This is a genomic window from Pseudomonas sp. HS-18, assembly GCF_020401845.1.
GTDB lineage: Bacteria > Pseudomonadota > Gammaproteobacteria > Pseudomonadales > Pseudomonadaceae > Pseudomonas > Pseudomonas nitroreducens.
In genome coordinates, this window is record NZ_CP084413.1 from 3,030,206 (window position 1) to 3,046,877 (window position 16,672).

At 65.2% G+C, this 16,672-nt stretch carries 12 protein-coding genes; all 12 read right to left on the reverse strand.

Annotated features, from left to right (window positions below; translation table 11 throughout):
* Nucleotides 1–70 precede the first annotated feature (70 nt).
* Nucleotides 71–1,429, reverse strand: coding sequence for an OmpA family protein (locus LDJ84_RS14185; protein WP_065084695.1), 1,359 nt, complete (start codon nt 1,427–1,429; stop codon nt 71–73).
* A 176-nt stretch (nt 1,430–1,605) separates the two neighbouring features.
* The gene (locus LDJ84_RS14190) at nt 1,606–3,399 is read right to left on the reverse strand and encodes an acyl-CoA dehydrogenase (RefSeq protein WP_065084696.1); all 1,794 of its coding nucleotides are present in this window, start codon (nt 3,397–3,399) and stop codon (nt 1,606–1,608) included.
* A gap of 122 nt (nt 3,400–3,521) precedes the next feature.
* Nucleotides 3,522–4,958 (reverse strand): patatin-like phospholipase family protein, encoded by a 1,437-nt coding sequence (locus LDJ84_RS14195; RefSeq protein WP_065084697.1) that lies wholly within the window; start codon nt 4,956–4,958, stop codon nt 3,522–3,524.
* A 74-nt stretch (nt 4,959–5,032) separates the two neighbouring features.
* Nucleotides 5,033–6,541 (reverse strand): wax ester/triacylglycerol synthase family O-acyltransferase, encoded by a 1,509-nt coding sequence (locus LDJ84_RS14200; RefSeq protein WP_170858643.1) that lies wholly within the window; start codon nt 6,539–6,541, stop codon nt 5,033–5,035.
* Nucleotides 6,542–6,571: 30 nt separating this feature from the next.
* On the reverse strand, nt 6,572–8,554 hold the full coding sequence (locus LDJ84_RS14205) for an alkyl/aryl-sulfatase (RefSeq protein ID WP_226046496.1): 1,983 nt from the start codon (nt 8,552–8,554) through the stop codon (nt 6,572–6,574).
* A 52-nt stretch (nt 8,555–8,606) separates the two neighbouring features.
* Nucleotides 8,607–9,431, reverse strand: coding sequence for an SDR family NAD(P)-dependent oxidoreductase (locus tag LDJ84_RS14210; RefSeq protein WP_038803182.1), 825 nt, complete (start codon nt 9,429–9,431; stop codon nt 8,607–8,609).
* Nucleotides 9,432–9,442: 11 nt separating this feature from the next.
* Complete coding sequence (locus tag LDJ84_RS14215; RefSeq protein ID WP_084357719.1) at nt 9,443–9,862, reverse strand: MaoC family dehydratase; 420 nt, start codon at nt 9,860–9,862, stop codon at nt 9,443–9,445.
* 14 nt (nt 9,863–9,876) lie between these two features.
* Entirely contained in the window at nt 9,877–10,317 is a 441-nt protein-coding gene (locus tag LDJ84_RS14220) for a MaoC family dehydratase N-terminal domain-containing protein (protein ID WP_037009498.1), read from the reverse strand.
* Between the two features lie 18 nt (nt 10,318–10,335).
* On the reverse strand, nt 10,336–11,523 hold the full coding sequence (locus LDJ84_RS14225; protein ID WP_226046497.1) for a lipid-transfer protein: 1,188 nt from the start codon (nt 11,521–11,523) through the stop codon (nt 10,336–10,338).
* Nucleotides 11,524–11,542: 19 nt separating this feature from the next.
* Complete coding sequence (locus tag LDJ84_RS14230; protein WP_226046498.1) at nt 11,543–12,682, reverse strand: acyl-CoA dehydrogenase family protein; 1,140 nt, start codon at nt 12,680–12,682, stop codon at nt 11,543–11,545.
* Between the two features lie 122 nt (nt 12,683–12,804).
* A complete protein-coding gene (locus tag LDJ84_RS14235) occupies nt 12,805–13,632 on the reverse strand; it encodes an enoyl-CoA hydratase/isomerase family protein (RefSeq protein ID WP_065084702.1) in 828 nt (275 codons plus the stop codon).
* Between the two features lie 85 nt (nt 13,633–13,717).
* Nucleotides 13,718–16,534: a LuxR C-terminal-related transcriptional regulator gene (locus tag LDJ84_RS14240; protein ID WP_065084703.1), complete on the reverse strand. Its 2,817-nt coding sequence runs from the start codon at nt 16,532–16,534 to the stop codon at nt 13,718–13,720.
* Nucleotides 16,535–16,672 lie beyond the last annotated feature (138 nt).

Sequence of the window (16,672 nt, forward strand, 5' to 3'; positions counted from 1 at the left end):
GAAGTCTTTACAGAGAATGGCCGCCCATCCTTGATTCGGATGGGCGGCCAGGACGGCTGTCTACTGCGCGTCACTCACCTTGAACGGTGAACTCGATGCGGCGGTTCTTGGCCCGGCCTTCATCCGTCGCGTTGTCGGCAATCGGCTTGCTGGAGCCGTAGCCTTTGGCGATCAGCGAGGACGGTTGGACGCCCAGCTCCACCAGCTTCGCAACTACGGCGTCGGCACGTTTCTGGCTCATGTCCAGGTTGCCCTGGTCGGTACCGACGCTGTCACTATGGCCGCTCACCTCGATGTGCGTTCCCTGCGGGGCGGCCTTGATCGCTTCGGCGGCGCGGGAAAGGATTTCCAGGCTGTCGGCGGTGATCGCGTTGGAGTTGGTATTGAAGTAGACATTCATCAGGTTCAGCGCCTGAACCAGGTCCTGGGCACTGAAACCGGCTTGCAGTCCCGCCAAGGCTGCGGTCGCGCGCTCCCACAGGCCACTGATGGAGTAGCCGTTGAACAGCGTACGCAATTGCTGGCTGATGTCGAACCGCTTGTCTTCCGGCAGAGCCGATGTATCGATGGACAGCTCGTCGCCGTCGAAGCCGATCTTCAGGCCACTGGCATTGAGTTTCGGCAAGGCGGCGATGAGCCTGTCCAGCCAGTCGGCCGGCAAGGTCTGCGGTTCGACCTGGATATTGCCGGAGAGGTTGCTGGCGCCGAACTGGGCATTGAGCGCATCCCATAGCCGTTGCTTGTCCGCCTCACTCGCCAGGCGGCCATGAACGGTGATGTGGCCGTCCTGATTCGCCAACTGGAATTGAGCGGGCTCCGGTGCCGGCTGCACAGGCTCCTGGACGGCCGTTTCCTCCACCACCGGCGCAGGTACATTCTGCGTTACCGGAGCGGGGCTGGTGGGCGGGGTTTGCTGTGCCAGCAGAGCAGGGCGGCATTGGCTGATCGCCATGATGAACAGGGCGATCAGCAGGGCGAGAATCAGCCAGAACACCCAGCCCAATCCTTCGCGACGAGTTTGTTGAGGGGTTTCGTTTTCGCCGATAAGGACTGCCAGCGGCGCCGGCAGGGTGCCGGGGATGGGGTATCTGCCGTCGGTGGTGATCAGCGCAACTAGCCTGGGTAGCGTTTCCGCACCTGCCATGTTGACCGCTCCCGGAGTCACACCGAGCAACTGGGCGATACGGTTGCTTTCCTGCTGGCCGAAACCTGCGCTGAACTGGTCGGGGTGCAGAACGTGGTCCGCTGGGTGGGCACCGATCCACGATTGCAACAGATCGCCAAGTCCTGCGTCCTCGAAGCGCTTCGTGAGCCCTGCGAAGCCGCCAGTGCGAGTGTTGACGAGCGAGTCCGCCAGCAGGCCGACAAAACGTCCGGCCTGGTTACCCATGCCCCGCTGGGCGGCCTGGTGAATGAGGGTGTCTAGCATCAGAATCTCCGTGGGAAAGGATGCCGGTCCGTGCTTGTGCCGCGGACCGTTTAGCTCGGCGCAATTCCGTGATGAGCCGAAAGCGGTCTCATTCTTGGATGCACCACATGCCGAGTCAGTCAGTCATTTCCCATTTGGATCATCTTCATGCCGCAATTCGCCAGGCGCCGCGGGTTTCAGAACGAGAAGTCTTCCATCGTCAGGGCTGCATCTCCACCGTCCGTGATCGTTTGCGCCAGCCCTGGCGCGCGCGTGAGGTAGTGCCCGGCATAGAACTGAGCAGTGCGCAGTTTGGCGCGGTAGAACGCGGTATCGCCGGTTGCCTCAGCCAGGCGCTGCCGGGCGACCTGGGCCGAGCAGGCCAACTGCCAGCCACCGCCGACGATACCGAACAGCTCCAGCAGTGGAACCGAGCCCAGTACGACCTGACGTGGCTGCTCGGCATAGTGCTGGACGACGAACCGCACGGCATCGTCCAGGGCGTTGATCGCGGAGAAGAATCGGTGGCGGATGGCGGCCAGGGCAGGATCGTCATCCGGTAGCAGCCGCTGGACATCGCGCATGCGGGCGATCAGGGCGAATGCGGTGGCGCCCTTGTCACGGGCGATCTTGCGGCCGATCAGGTCGCTGGCCTGGATGCCGGTGGTGCCTTCGTAGATCGGCGTGATGCGGGCATCGCGCAGATGCTGAGCGGCGCCGGTCTCCTCGATGAAGCCCATGCCGCCGTGGACCTGCACGCCGAGGGAGGCGATATCCACGGCGTTCTCGGTGCACCAGCCCTTGAGCACCGGGATCATCAGCTCGACATAGGCCTGCCGCTCCCCGCGCACCAGGGCGTCGGGGTGGCCTTGGGCGAAGTCGGTGGCCAGTGCGACATCGCAGGCCAGGGCGCGCATGGCCTCGATCCGCGAGCGCATGGACATCAGCATGCGGCGTACGTCCGGATGGCGGATGATCGCGGCCTTGTCACGGCCGGGCGCGCCGATCTCGCTGCCCTGCACGCGCAGCCGCGCGTAGGCTGCGGCGCGCTGGTAGGCGCGTTCGGCCAGGCCGACGCCTTCGATCCCCACGGAGAAGCGGGCGGCATTCATCATGATGAACATGTATTCCAGGCCGCGATTCTCTTCGCCCACCAGCCAGCCCGTGGCACCGCCCTGGTCGCCGAACGCGAGCACGGCGGTCGGGCTGCCGTGGATGCCGAGCTTGTGTTCGATGGATACGCAGTGCACGTCATTGCGCTCGCCGGGGGCACCATCGGCATTCAGCAATACCTTTGGCACCACGAACAGCGAGATGCCTTTCACGCCTTCGGGTGCTCCGGGCACGCGGGCCAGCACCAGATGGACGATGTTGTCGGTGAGGTCGTGCTCGCCGTAGGTGATGAAGATCTTCTGCCCGAACAGCTTGTAGGTCCCGTCACCCTGCGGCTCGGCTCGGGTGCGCACGGCGGCGAGGTCGGAGCCGGCCTGGGGCTCGGTGAGGTTCATGGTGCCGGTCCACTCGCCACTGACCAGCCTGGGCAACCAGGTCTGCTTCAGTTCTTCGGAGCCACGCAGTTCGATGGCCTCGATGGCGCCGCGGGTCAACATCGGGCACAGGCCGAAGGCGACGTTGGCGGCATTCCACATCTCCTCGACCAGCGCCGACACCAGTCGCGGCGCACCCTGGCCGCCGAAGTCAGGCGGGCAGGAGAGGGCGTTCCAGCCATTGCTGGCGAACTTCCCGTAGGCGTCGCGCCAGCCGTCGGCGGTATGGACTGTGCCGTCATTCCACTTCGCGCCCTGGCGGTCTCCGATAGCGTTCAGCGGTGCCAGTACGCCCTGGGCGAAGCGGGCGGCCTCATTGAGGATCGCGTCGACCAGTTCGGCGCTCATGTCTTGCTGGTTGGGCAACTGTTTCAGGCTGTCGAGCAGTTGCAGCTCACGCAGGACGAACTGCATGTCGCGCAGCGGGGCGCTGTAATCACTCATGGTGAAACTCCTGTCCGGGGGGCGTGGCTGTTATCCCTGGCCGCGGCGAGGGAAACGTCGGTCACCAACGCTTGAGACCGATGCAAGGCGGCGAAGGTGCCGTCGTCGTGCGGCGCAGACCGTCAAGCCGTCCAGTGGCGGGCGCGCAGGATGCCGTCCAGGGTGCGGCTGATGGCGGTGCAGTTGCGCACCATCTCCATGCGCTCCCAGGTCGCCTGTTCACCTTCGCGCAGCAACTGGCGCAGCTCGCCCAGAGGCATGGGGGCCAGCAGCTTGAGCGGGTTGTGCCAACGCTTGCCGAGGAAGATGTTGATATCGGCGATGTAGTCCTGCACCAGCACGCTATAGCTCAGGTGCTGCCAGCGGGCGAGGGTGGGATTGCGGATGCGCAGGTGGTCGCGGCCCAGCCGCAGCAGGTGGGTGGCGACGCCCTTGCTGAGGCGTATCTGCTGGTTGAATGCACTCTGCAACAGGTTCGGCTGGGCGTTCGGGTTGGGCGTGAAGAACAGCGCGGCGGGATTGGCCATGCTGGAGATGAAGTGATTCACCCCGTACAGGCGGCCCAGGCGCTTGGCGGGCAGATCGTCGAGGAAGGAACCGTCGATCCACTGTTGTTCCGGCAGGTAAGGCACTTGGACGCCCGCTGCATTCTTCGCCTGCAGCGTTACCGGCGGGTAGATGCCGGCAATGGCGCAGGAGGCCATGACCGCCGAGCGCACCAGGACCGTCGGCGCGGTGATGGCGTTGAGCAGGCGCGGCGCCTGGCGCGGCTCCAGCCCGGTGACGGTGATGTTCAGGTGGCGACCGCTGACCTTGTAGGCTTCGGCGAAGGTCAGGTCGGGAATCAGGCGCTCCAGGTAGCTGGCCAGGTCGCCGGCTTCCAGGGCGGGGCGGGTCCTCGGCCGGCGTTTGCCGGCCCGGCCTTCCGGATGCATCAGCAGGAGTTCCGGCTGCAGCTTGTCGAGCATTTCGCTATCGGCGTGGGTGCAGGCGATGGAGGCGAGGATGGAGCCGGCACTGGAGCCGGAGATGATGCTCGGCAACATGCCTTCCTCGAACAGTGCCTTGAGCACGCCGGCATGGAAGTAGCCCAATACTGCACCGCCGCTGAGCATCAGGGCGGAGCGGCCGAAGCACTGGCTGGCGCGGAGGAAGAAGTCCTTGCGCTCGTCCAGCGCGATGACACTCTCGTCGAGGGCGTCGATGGCCTGCAGTGCCAGGCAGACTTCCTCGATGTACTGGTGGATCAGGTGCTTGGTGCCCAGGTTGGCGTGGCCATAGAGCACGGCCTTGCCCATGCCGGCGAGGTTGCCGTGGATACCCTCGTTGAGGACGAACATGAGGTTCGCGTAGGCGCCGGCGTTGCGCATGCCGCGCAGGCGCTCCATGCGCTGTCGCACCGTGCGGTAATCGTAGTCGCTGGAAACTTCGTTGCCGCGCCAGTCGTCCATGCCGGTCGCGTGGTCGAGGGCGGCGGCGTGCTCCGCCCATTCCTGGTAGCTGTGGGCATGGTCCATCTTGTCGCTCAATTGCCGGACCGCTGACTTCTGCCTGAACATCGGGACTCTCCCTGTTCGCTGATGGATGACGGCGGCGCGCGGGGCGTCCCTGCTTTTCACGCGCCGCCGCAGTTTTACTCGGCGCTCGGCTCGGCCGGTTGCGAGGCGGGGCGCTTGCGCGGGGGAGCCGGGCGCTTCGTCGATTGGCTGGCCGCTTCGGCCCCGCGCTGGTGTGCCAGGGCCAGGTACTCCTCGGTCGATTCCTGAAGGCTTGCCATGTACACATCCATGTCCGGCAGCATCTGCCGGTCGGCCAGTACGCCGAGGATGATGTTGCCGTAGAGGCTGGTGATGCCGTGGCTCAGGCCCATGCCGTCGAACACCGGCACTATGGGGTAGGTGGCGAGGATCTCGGCGCCGGCGAAGTACTTCTTCTCCGCGCCGTTGGTCGGGCCGGGCACGTTGGTGATCAGGGTGTTCTGCAGGTGGAAGCGGCTCACGTAGCGGACCTGGTTCTGCAGCCAGCCGCCGAGCATGCGCATCGGCGCGGGCAGCACTTCGCCCATGGAGGTGATCAGCTCGTGCATCACTTCCTTGGCCAGCGGTGCGCCGCGCTGGGTGCGCTCGGTGATGGCCTGCAGGCGCAGTTGCGGATCGGCCATGTCGGTACCCATGCCGATCAGCATCATGGAGATCAGGTTGCCCATGTCGCGCCGGGCGCTTTCCGGACGCATCGCCACCGGGCACAGGGCGACCAGCGATTGCTCCACCGGCAGCGCCTCGCGCCGCAGCAGGTAGCGCCGTAGCCCGCCGGCGATGATGGCGATGATCACGTCGTTCAGGGTGGCGCCCTCGGCGCAGCGGCGGATCTGCTTGAGATCGGCGATCGGCCATTGGGTGGCGCCATAGCTGCGGTGTGGAGAAATCTGCGCGTTGAACAGCGTGCTGGGCACACGGTTCTGGTCCGGGCTGGCATCGCCGCGCAGCTGGGCCGCCAGTTGCAGGCTCTTGCGCGCGATGCTGAGGCTGGCCTTGGCGCTGCGCAGGGACTGGCCGAGCAGGCGCGGGACGGTCTTGGCCCACATCTGGGTGCGGGTGGGCAGGCGGTCGCTGACCGGCTGGCGGTAGGTGTTCTCGTCAAAGTCGATCTGGTCGTCCATCAGCAGGGTGGTGATCTCCACCCCCGACTTGCCATCGACATAGGCGTGGTGCAGCCGCAGCAGGAGCGCAAAGCTTCCCGGCGGCACGCCCTCGACGTTGTTCAGACCCTCGATGACGGTGATTTCCCAGGGGGCCCGTTCCATGTCCAGGGTCCGCGACATCGCCCGGGCGGTGAAGATGCACAGTTGCCGCCAGTCGCCCGGTTGCGGCAGGCCGACATGGCGGATGTGGTACTCCAGGTCGAAGTTCTTGTCTTCCAGCCAATAGGGGTCGTCGAGCCGCAGCGGCGCGTGTTGCAGGCGGCGGCGGAACAGCGAGGTGCTGCTCAGGCGGCTGTTGATGTAGCGGATGATGTCCTTGTGCCGGACCAGGCCATTGGGTGCGGAGTTCTGATCGCAGATCCACAGGCCGCCGATGACCATCGGCTGATGGGGGGCATCGGAGTAGAAGAACTGTGCATCCATGGGGGTAAGTTGCTTCATGCCTTGTGTCCTGTGTCGAAGTGGCTCGCGTCAGGGAGTGACGATGTTGAACTGGGGAGCGGGGGTGTCGATCATTCCCAGGAAGACGCCCAGGGCCTTGCCGTCGCCGTCGAGCTTGATGTCGCCTTGTTTGATGGCGGTGGGGAAGTCCAGTTTGCGCAGGCTGATCTGGTCCAGCGTGGCCTTGGCCAGGGTGATGGTCACCGTGGGGCTGGCGTTCTTCTCGTTATCACGGTGGGTGAGTACGCCGTTACGCAGGGTCACGGCGTAGTCCTTGCCCAGATCGGTGAACACCCAATTCATCACCATGTCGTGGCCCTGGGCTTTATCCGAATCCAGGCGGATCGCCAGGAAATCGAAGAACTGTCCCGGCTCCATGCTTCTCACCACGTCGGCCTTGGTGGCACCAGCATCGTACTGCGGTACGCCGTTGCGCAGCTCCATGGCACCGGTCAGGTAGATGTTGCGCCATAGGGCGTTCTCGGACTGGTAGCCCAATTGCTCCAGGGCATCGGCCTGCAGCTTCTTCGCCTCTTCGTTCTGCGGCTGGGCGAAGACCAGGTGGTTGCCCAAGGTGGCGGCCCAGCGATAGTCGCCCTGGTCGATGGCAGCGCGGATCAGCTTGATGACGGCATCGGCACCGCCCATCGCGTCGACGTAATGGGTGCCCGCATCCACCGGCGCCAGCGGGTCGAGGTTGGCCGGGTTGCCATCATAGAAGCCCAGGTAGCGTTGGTAGACGGCGCGGGAGTTGTGGCTGAGCGAGCCGTAGTAACCGCGGGTGTACCACTTCTTCTCCAGGTCGCCCGGCAGCTTGTCCATCTTCTGGGCGATCTCGGTAGAGGTCAGGCCCTGGTTCATCAGGTGGACGGTACGGTCATTGAGGAAGGCGTACATGTCGCGCTGGTCGGCCAGCAGCGTACGGATGCGCTCACCGCCCCAGGTCGGCCAGTTGTGCGAGACGAACATCACGTCGGTCTTGTCGCCGTAGCGTTCCAGGCTGGCGTCCAGGTATTGCGACCAGGCCTTGGCGTCGCGCACCAGCGCGCCGCGCGGTGTGAGAATGTTATGCATCATCTGCGTGCTGTTCTCGGACATGCACAGCGCGCGATGTTGTGGGAAGTAGAAGTTCATTTCCGCCGGCGCTTCGGTGCCGGGGGTGAGCTGGAACTCGATCTCGATGTCGCCGACGGTGTGGGTTTCGTATTCCTTCTGGATCAGGTCGGTCGGCGCGATCAGGGTGAAGGTGCCGCCCGAGGGCAGCGCCTTGCCCATGCCGACGTCGACCTGGCCACGCTCGCCTCGCGGCAGGAAGGTACCGAACTGATACTGTGAGCGGCGGCTCATGGCGTTGCCGGCGAAGATATTCTCGCTGATGGCGTGTTCCATGAAGCCCGATGGCGCGAAGATCTTCACCTTGCCGCTCTTCACGTCGGCCTCGTCGACGACGCCACGAACGCCGCCGAAGTGATCACCATGGCTGTGGCTGTAGCCCACGCCGATGATGGGTTTCTTCGGCCGGTGCTGGTAGTACAGGTCCAATGCATTGCGTGCGGTTTCCGCATAGGTCAGCGGGTCGATCACGAAGAGGCCGTCCTTGCCCTCGATGATGGTCATGTTGGACACGTCCATCCCGCGCAACTGGTAGATGCCGTCCGCCACCTGGAACAGGCCCGCATGGTTGTTCAACTGGGCCGTGCGCCAGAGGCTCGGGTTGACCGTCTCCGGCGCTTCGTCCTTGTCGAGGAAGTCGTGGGCCTGGCTATCCCAGATCACCTTGCCGGCGGCGTTCTTCACCTGGCCCTTGTAGGGCGCGATGAGTCCCCGCGTGACCGACTCGTAGTCGGTACGGTCGCTGAACGGCAGCACCTTCAGCACCGCGGCATTCTTCTGCGCGGTGATCGGGCTGGCCGGCTGGCTACCGTTGGGGTCGCCTGCTTGCAGAGGCAGGCTCGCGCTGGCGGCGATGAGGCCGGCCAGCAACGTCGAGGGCAGGGTGATCCGGGTCTTCATGCGGGACTCCGTGTTCTTGTTGTTTTTTCGATGAGGGTAAGCGGCGTGGCGGTTATTGCAGGTTCCCGGCCACGGCGACGGTTTGCGCGGTGATGTAGTTCGACTCCGGCGAGCAGAACAGGTACACGGCGTCGGCCGCTTCCTGCACCGTGCCTGGGCGCCCCAGTGGATTGCGCTGGGCGAACGATTTGGCGACCTCCGGGCTGATGCCCACCCGAATGTCGCGCCCGTCAATGCTTACCGTTGCGCCGGCATGGGCGTCGGCACGGGTCATGCGGGTCTCGATGAAGCCGAAGGCCACGGCGTTGACGTTGACCTTGAAACGCCCCCACTCGCGGGCCAGTGCGCGGGTCATGCCGGCCACGCCGGCCTTGGCGCCGCTGTAGTTGAGCTGGCCGGCATTGCCGTTGAGGGCCGACACCGAGGAGATGTTCACCACCTTGCGGAACACTTCTTTACCGGCCTCGGCCTCGGCCTGGGCCTGCGCCTTGATGATCGGATAGGCCGCGCGGAAGATGCGGAAGGGCGCGGTCATGTGGCAGTCGAGAATGGCGTACCACTGCTCGTCGCTCATCTTCTGCACCACGTCGTCCCAGGTGTAGCCGGCGTTGTTGACGATGATATCGATGGCCTTGAAGTGCTCCATCGCGGTGCGGATGTAGCGCTCGGCGAAGTCCGGTGCGCTGACGTTGCCGTGGCAGATCGCTGCCTGGCCGCCCAGGTCGCGGATCATCGCGGCGGTTTCCTGCGCGGGCTCCAGATCCAGGTCATTGATCACGATGCGCGCGCCTTCGCTGGCCAGCTTCAGGGCGATGGCCTGGCCGATGCCGCGTCCGGAACCGGTGACCAATGCCACCTTGCCGTCGAGTTTTGCCATGTGCTTGTTCCTCACTGCAGGGCGACGATGGCGTCGCCGACGATCTTGGTTTCGCCGTATTGGTTGGCGGTCTGGATTTCCAGCTTCACGCGACGCTCACCGTCGGCCTCGAACTTCTCCACCACCTTGCCGGTACAGGTGATCTGGTGGCCAAGATGGGTGATGCCGGCGAAGCGCACGCCGAAGCTGCGCAACTGACGTTGATCGACCCATTGGGTGAGCAGCCGGCCCAGATAGGCCATGGACAGCATGCCGTGGGCGAACACGTCGACCATGCCGGCCTTGCGGGCATAGTCGATGTCGATGTGGATCGGGTTGTGATCGCCCGAGGCCCCGGCGAACAGTGCCAGGGTGGTGCGGTTGATCGGTGCCAGGGTCAGTGGCGGCAGGCTGTCGCCAACCTGGACGGAATCGAAGCGGACTGTGCTCATGTGTGGTCTCCGGTTCAGCCGTTGCGGTGGACGAGGGTGGTGCGCAGGGTTGCCACGTGCTCGCCGCGCTGGTTGGTCACCTTCGATTCGCGCACCACGAAGCTCAGTGCGCCGCCTTTCTTGTCGTAGATATCGGTGATGCGCACGTCGTAGTGCAGGGTGTCACCGGCGTAGGCCATGCGCTGGTAGGTGAAGGACTCTTCGCCGTGCAGGATGCGCGAGGAAATGATGCCCAGCTCATCGCGCCAGGCCTGGTTTGGCATCTGGAAGGCAAGGGAGAACAGAAAGGTCGGCGGCAGCGGCAGGGCGGGGTGTCCCGCGTCGCGTGCAGCCTGCTCGTCGAGATAGATCGGGTTGGTTTCGCCGATGCTCTTGGCGAAGAAGCGCAACTGGCCAGCTTCGGCGGTAGCGCTGAAGGACGGCAGGACTTTGCCGATGTGTTTCTTGTCGATCATCTGGTAGGCGCTCCGACGTCAGTTCTTCTGGTACACGGTGACCACCCCGGCACCACCCAGGCCGAGGTTGTGCTGCACGGCGATGCGGGCGTTCTCCACCTGGCGATCACCGGCGCTGCCGCGCAACTGGTGGGTCAGCTCGTAGCATTGCGCTAGGCCGGTAGCGCCCAGCGGGTGGCCCTTGGAGAGCAGACCGCCGGACGGATTGACCACCCACTTGCCGCCATAGGTGTTGTCGCCGTCGTTCACCAGTTTCTCGCCTTCGCCCTCGGCACACAGGCCGAGGCCTTCGTAGGTCAGCAGTTCGTTCTGGGCGAAGCAGTCGTGCAGTTCGATGACGTCGATATCGTTCACGCCGATACCGGCCTGCGCGTAGGCCTGCTGCGCGGCGAGGCGGGTGACCTCGAAGCCGACCACACGGATCATGTCGCGCGTTTCGAAGGAGGCGGGGATGTCGGTGGCCATGGACTGGCCGGCGATCAGTACGTCGGTGCGCAGGCCATGTTTTTTCGCGAAAGCTTCGGAGACCACGATGGCCGCGGCGGCGCCGCAGGTGGGCGGGCAGGCCATCAGGCGGGTCAGTACGCCGGGCCAGAGCACCACGTCGTTCATCACCTGCTCGGTGGTGACCACGTTGCGGAACACCGCCAACGGGTTGCGTGCGGCGTGGCGGCTGGCCTTGGCACGGATGGCGGCGAAGGTTTCCAGCTTGGTGCCGTACATCTGCATGTGCGCGCGGCCCGCACCGGCGAACTGGCGAATGGCGTTGCTCGGTACATCGACACCGGTCACCAGTTCGCTGACGACGGCGTTGGCGCGCTCCAGCGCTGCCGGGCGGTCCGTCCAGGCGGACTTCAGGGCGCCGGGGTTCATCTGCTCGAAACCGACCGCCAGCGCGCAGTCCACCGCGCCGCTGGCGACAGCCTGGCGAGCGAGGAACAGGGCGGAAGAACCGGTGGCGCAGTTGTTGTTGACGTTGAGTACCGGAATGCCGGTCATGCCGGCGTGGTACACGGCTTTCTGGCCACAGCAGGAGTCGCCATAGACGTAGCCGGCGTAGGCCTGTTGCACCAGGCGATAGTCGATGCCGGCATCGCTCAGCGCCTGTTGGATCGCCTGGGCCGCCATGACGTCATAGAAGTCGCTGGTGCCGGGTTTCTTGAACTGGATCATGCCGACGCCGGCGACGAATGCTTTCTGGCTCATGGTTGTTGTCCTTGTGTGATCAGAGCTTGCGCGAGATGAGTTCACGCATGACTTCGCTGGTGCCGCCGTAGATGCGGTTGACGCGCATGTCGACGAAGGCGCGGGCCACCGGGTACTCGAGCATGTAGCCGTAGCCGCCATGCAGCTGGACCATCTTGTCCAGCGCCTTGCCCAGGGTTTCGGTGGCGAACAGCTTGGCGATCGCCGCCTCTTCCAGGGTCAGGCGGCGACGCATGTGCTCGCCCAGGTAGTGATCGATCATCAGGCGCACGGCGGTGGCCTGGGCCTTGATGTCGGCGAGCTTGAAACGGGTGTTCTGGAAGTCCCAGACGGTCTGGCCGAAGGCCTTGCGGCTCTTCACGTATTCCAGGGTGTGTTCGAGCACGGTCTCCAGCCGGGCGGCGGCGGAAACGGCGATGGAGAAGCGCTCCTGCGGCAGCTCGCCCATCAGGTAGGCGAAGCCCTTGCCTTCCTCACCCAGACGGTTGCCGACCGGTACGCGCACGTTGTCGAAGTACAGCTCGGCGGTGTCCTGGGCGTGCTGGCCGACCTTGTCCAGCTTGCGGCCACGCTGGAAGCCCGGACGGTCGGTTTCCACCGCGATCAGGCTGATGCCCTTGGAGCCGGCGTCCGGGTCGGTCTTGCAGACCACGATGACCAGGTCGGCGGTCAAACCATTGCTGATGAAGGTCTTGCTGCCATTGATGACGTACTCGTCGCCGTCGCGGATGGCGCTGGTACGCACCGCCTTGAGGTCGCTGCCGGTGCCCGGTTCGGTCATGGCGATGGCGAGAATCAGCTCACCGGAGCAGGCACCGGGCAGCCAGCGCTGTTTCTGCTCTTCGCTGCCGCAGCGGGCGATGTAGGGGGCAATGATGTCCGAGTGCATGCCCAGGCCGTTGCCAGACAGCCCGGCCCGGTTGAACTCCTCGTTGTACACCGCGCTATGGCCGAAATCGCCGCCGCCGCCGCCGTACTCCACGGGCAGAGTGATGCACAGCAGCCCTTCGCGGCCGGCCTTCAGCCAGATATCGCGGTCCCATTGCCCAGCCTGGTTCCAGGCTTCCTGGCGTGGCACGCATTCGCGCTCGAAAAAGCGTCGCACCGTGGTGCGGAAGATCTCATGGTCGTCGCGGAAGACGCTGCGCTCGATATGCACGGAAGGCTCCTGACTGCCCGACCGGCGCCGCCGGTCACTGTTGTCGTATTGCGCGAAAGGGCGCGATGGTTCGTTACGTTAGGGGTGGGCGCCGGGTGGCTACTCCACCCAGGCTGGGTGGCTCAGTCGCGGTCCCAGTCGTAGCGCGACGGCTCGCCGCGCAGGAAGGCGGAGACTGCTTCGTCGTGATAAGGCGCAGTGGAGGCGACGCCCTGGGCCAGGCCTTCCAGTTCGGCCATGGCGTTCCAGTTCGTCTCGTAGCTTTGGTTGAGCAGGCGCTTGCTCATGGCGATGGCATCGCGGGGCGAGGTCAGGAAACGGCGGGCCAGACCTTGAGCCGCGGCGGGCAGTTCTTCCTGGGTGTGGATCGAATGAACGATGCCCAATTCGCGGGCTTCTTCGATCGAGACGCGGCGGGCGCTGAACAGCAATTCCTTGGCCTTTTGCAGGCCGACCGCTCGGGGCAGTGTGTAGAGCGCGCCGGAGTCCGGCACCAGGCCGAGCTTGGCGAAGGGCATGCAGAACGAGGCGCGGTTGGAGGCGACGATGAAATCCGCCAGCAGGGCAATGGCGAATCCGGCGCCGTAGGCCGGCCCGTCGACGGCGGCAATCACCGGGATCTCCAGGCCGCGTAGACGTTCCAGCCAGCCATGCAGGCGGCGGATGCGCAGGCGCATGGCGTTGGCTGAGTTGACTTCCGGGTCGGTGCTGATCTGGCGTTCCTTCAGCGACTTGATATCGCCACCGGCGCAGAAGCTGCCGCCAGAGCCGGTGATGATCAGCGCGCGCAGGTTACGGTCGGCTTCCACGCGGTCGAGCATGTCGGCGTAGTCTTCGCGCAGGTCCAGCGAGAGTGCGTTGCGCGCGGCGGGTTTCTGGTGGGTGAAGGTAGCGATGCCGTCGGCAATGGCCAGCTGGGACTCGCGAAACTCGATCACATCGGTGCTCATGGCGGATCCTCGGGAAAGGTTCCAGCCATGCTCGGCTGCGTTGCAGCCGACGCCGCCACCCGTTGCGGGTGGCGGCGCGGTGGGGTCAGCGGTTGGCGTCTTCGGCAGTCTCCGCATCCCGCAGGCGGGCCACGGCTTCGTCGCGGCTGCCGACGCCAAGCTTGCTGTAGATGTGCCGCAGGTGCCATTTCACCGTTTCATGGGAAAGGCCCAGTGCACGGGCAATCTTCTTGTTCGGCAGGGCCTGGGCCAGTAGGCGCAGCACCTCGAGTTCGCGCTCGCTGAGCGGTTCCATGCCAGCGCCCAATTGCAGGCCGGTGGTTCGGGTTACGGGATCTGCACAGGACTGTATGGCCGGTGCGCGGCGTGTGCCGCGCAAGCGTTCGACGTAGAACGCCAGCAGGGGGTCCAGCGGGTGGTCGCGGGTCAGTGTTTCGATCAGCTCCAGCGCATCGGGATGGGCGTCGATCACGCTGCGCAATTGGCCGTAGCGCTGGGCGACGCGTAGCAGGGCGAGGACCTTTTCCCTGGCCTGCTCGGTCTGTCCGCGCTGGGCGTCGAACACCGCGCTGAGCATTTTCAAACGGGTTACCGCCAGTTGCCGACCGTCCTGTTCGCCGGCCGCGATCATGCGGTTCAGGCGCAGGTTGGCACTGTGCAGGTCGCCGTGGGCTGCGTCCCAGCGCACGTGGGCATTCTCGACGATGATGAAGATGTCCTTGAGGTGCCGGGTGGCGGCGTCGGGATGGCGCGCGGCGATTGTGTCCAGGCGCGCCAGTTTGGTCTCGGCGGCGACCACTTCGCCCAGCAGCAGGTGCCAGTGCACCTGCCAGACCAGCGCGTGGGCCATGAGCCGGTCGAGCTTGTTGCGGCGGCCGTATTCCTCCAGGTGTTCGAGATAGGCGAAGGCTTCGCGGCGGTTGCCGGCGACCCAGTGCGCCTTGCCCAGTACCTCCAGGGCGCGCAGGACCGAGTCGGGAATCGAGATGCGCTCCAGAACATCGATCTGCGGCTCCAGCAGGGCCAGCGCGGCTTCGATTTCATTGCTTTCGTAGAGCGTGTCGCCCAGCAGGGCGGTGGCCAGGTGCAGCGCGTCCGCGCAGGAGCGGCCGTGGCGCTGCGCTTCGTAGATGACCTCGCGGTAGATGCGCTCTGCCTGGCTGATCTGGCCTTCCATTGCCAGGCTCAGGCCGATCAGGCAGCGGCCCTGCAGCGTCCCGCCGGCGGTGCCGAGCAACGGCGCACCATTGACCAGCAGGGGCGGGCGATCCAGCTGTACCTGCCGCGCTCGCTCGTATTCGCCGCGGTTCATGTACAGCCAGGAGAGGATATTCAGGCTGCCGCCGAGCATCACCGAGTTGACGCCCGGTGGCGGGTTGAGCAGCTGTGGCAGGATCGCCAGTGCCTCATCGGTGTCGTCGCGCTGCACCGCCAGCACGGCACGCAGCATCGCGAGGCGGAAGCGTGAATCGTCATCATCGACCGGCAGGTCTCGTTCCAGGCTGGAGATGCTGTTCTCGCAGGCATTGAAGTCGCGGGCGAAAACCTGCATGCGTGCCAGCAGCAGGCGCAGGCGGATGCTGGTCTGGATCTGCTCCCTGGGCAGCAGGCGCGCCAGTTCGATGAGGATACGCAGGTCGCCCTGGGCATACAGCGCTTCGAGCTGATCCTCGACCAGTTGCGCGGCCATCGCGGCCTGGCCGCCGGCTACGGCATGGCGGACGGCCTCGACTAGTTGCCCGCGATCACGCTGCCATTGCCAGGCGCGACTGTGTACCGCACTTTGCTGCTGGGCGGGCAGGCGGGCGAAGAGGCCGAGGAGCGTTTCCCGCAGCAGAGGGTGCAGGCGATACCAGTTTTCCTGATCGGGAGTCTCCAGAGCAATCAGGAACAGGTTGTCCTGCTCCAGGCGCGCCAGCAGTTCCACGGCCTCGGCAATGGCCTCCGGGCGATCGACGAGTGCTGCGCACAGGCTGGGGCAGAAGCGATTGCACACGGCGGTGTGCAGGAGCAATTCGACATCGTCGGGTTGCAGACGAGCCAGCACGGCCGATTCGAAATAGCTGGCGAAGGCCTGGTGGTCGCGCAAGGGAGATGGCGAGCCGTTGCTGCTCTGGGATGGCTTGCGCCGGCTGGCGGCGAGCAGTTGCAGGCCGGCAATCCAGCCGTCGGTCAATTCATGGATCTCACGTATCTCATCGGTAGCCAGTTCGCCTAGTTGCTGCTGCAGGAACTGCCGGGTTTCCTCCAGGGTGAAGCTCAGGTCGCGGAGATCCAGCTCCAGGACCTGTCCCTGGCTGCGCAGGCGGGCAAGCGACAGCGGCACCGCGCTGCGAGTGCCGAGCACCAGGTGCAGGTTGCTCGGCGCGTAGTCGAGCAGCCATTGCAGAGCCTGGTGGATGCCAACGTCGGTCAGGCTGTGCAGGTCGTCGAGCACCAGCACCACTTCGCGCTGGCTGCTGGCGACGCCCTGCACCAGCGTGATGATGGTGCGCTCCACCGATTCGCTGTCGAATCCGTGAGCCTCCATCAGGGACGCGTGCTGCACCATCTGCAGGTCGATCTGCGCCAGGCTGCCCAGCAGGTAGTCGATGAAGCGACCCAGGTCGTTGTCCTCCGGGCCCAGGCTCAGCCACGCGACTTCGAAACCCAGCGAGAGCAACTGCTGGCGGCAGGCGAGCAGGAGGGTGGTCTTGCCCCAGCCGGCAGGGCCCTTGATCACCGTGCAGCGACGCCGGCGGTTTTCCACCAGTTGCTGCAGCAGGCGGTCGCGACTGATGGTGCGGCTGCCGCTACGGGGAGGGACCAGCTTCGAGCGATCCAGGGCCGTGGTCAGTGCCGGTTCGTGGGGGCGGTCGTGCGGAGCTGAGACGTTTGTTGTTGTGCTGCTTGGCTTGTCCATGGCGCTTCCGAGGCAGTTTCATGCGCCCGCGATTGTTTTCAGTGTAGGCGGGCGTCGATCAGAGCATGCCCCAGTTGCCACGCTCTTCACCAGAGGCCTTCGGGAGCTCGATGACCGGGTGGAAGGCTGCCACCCAAC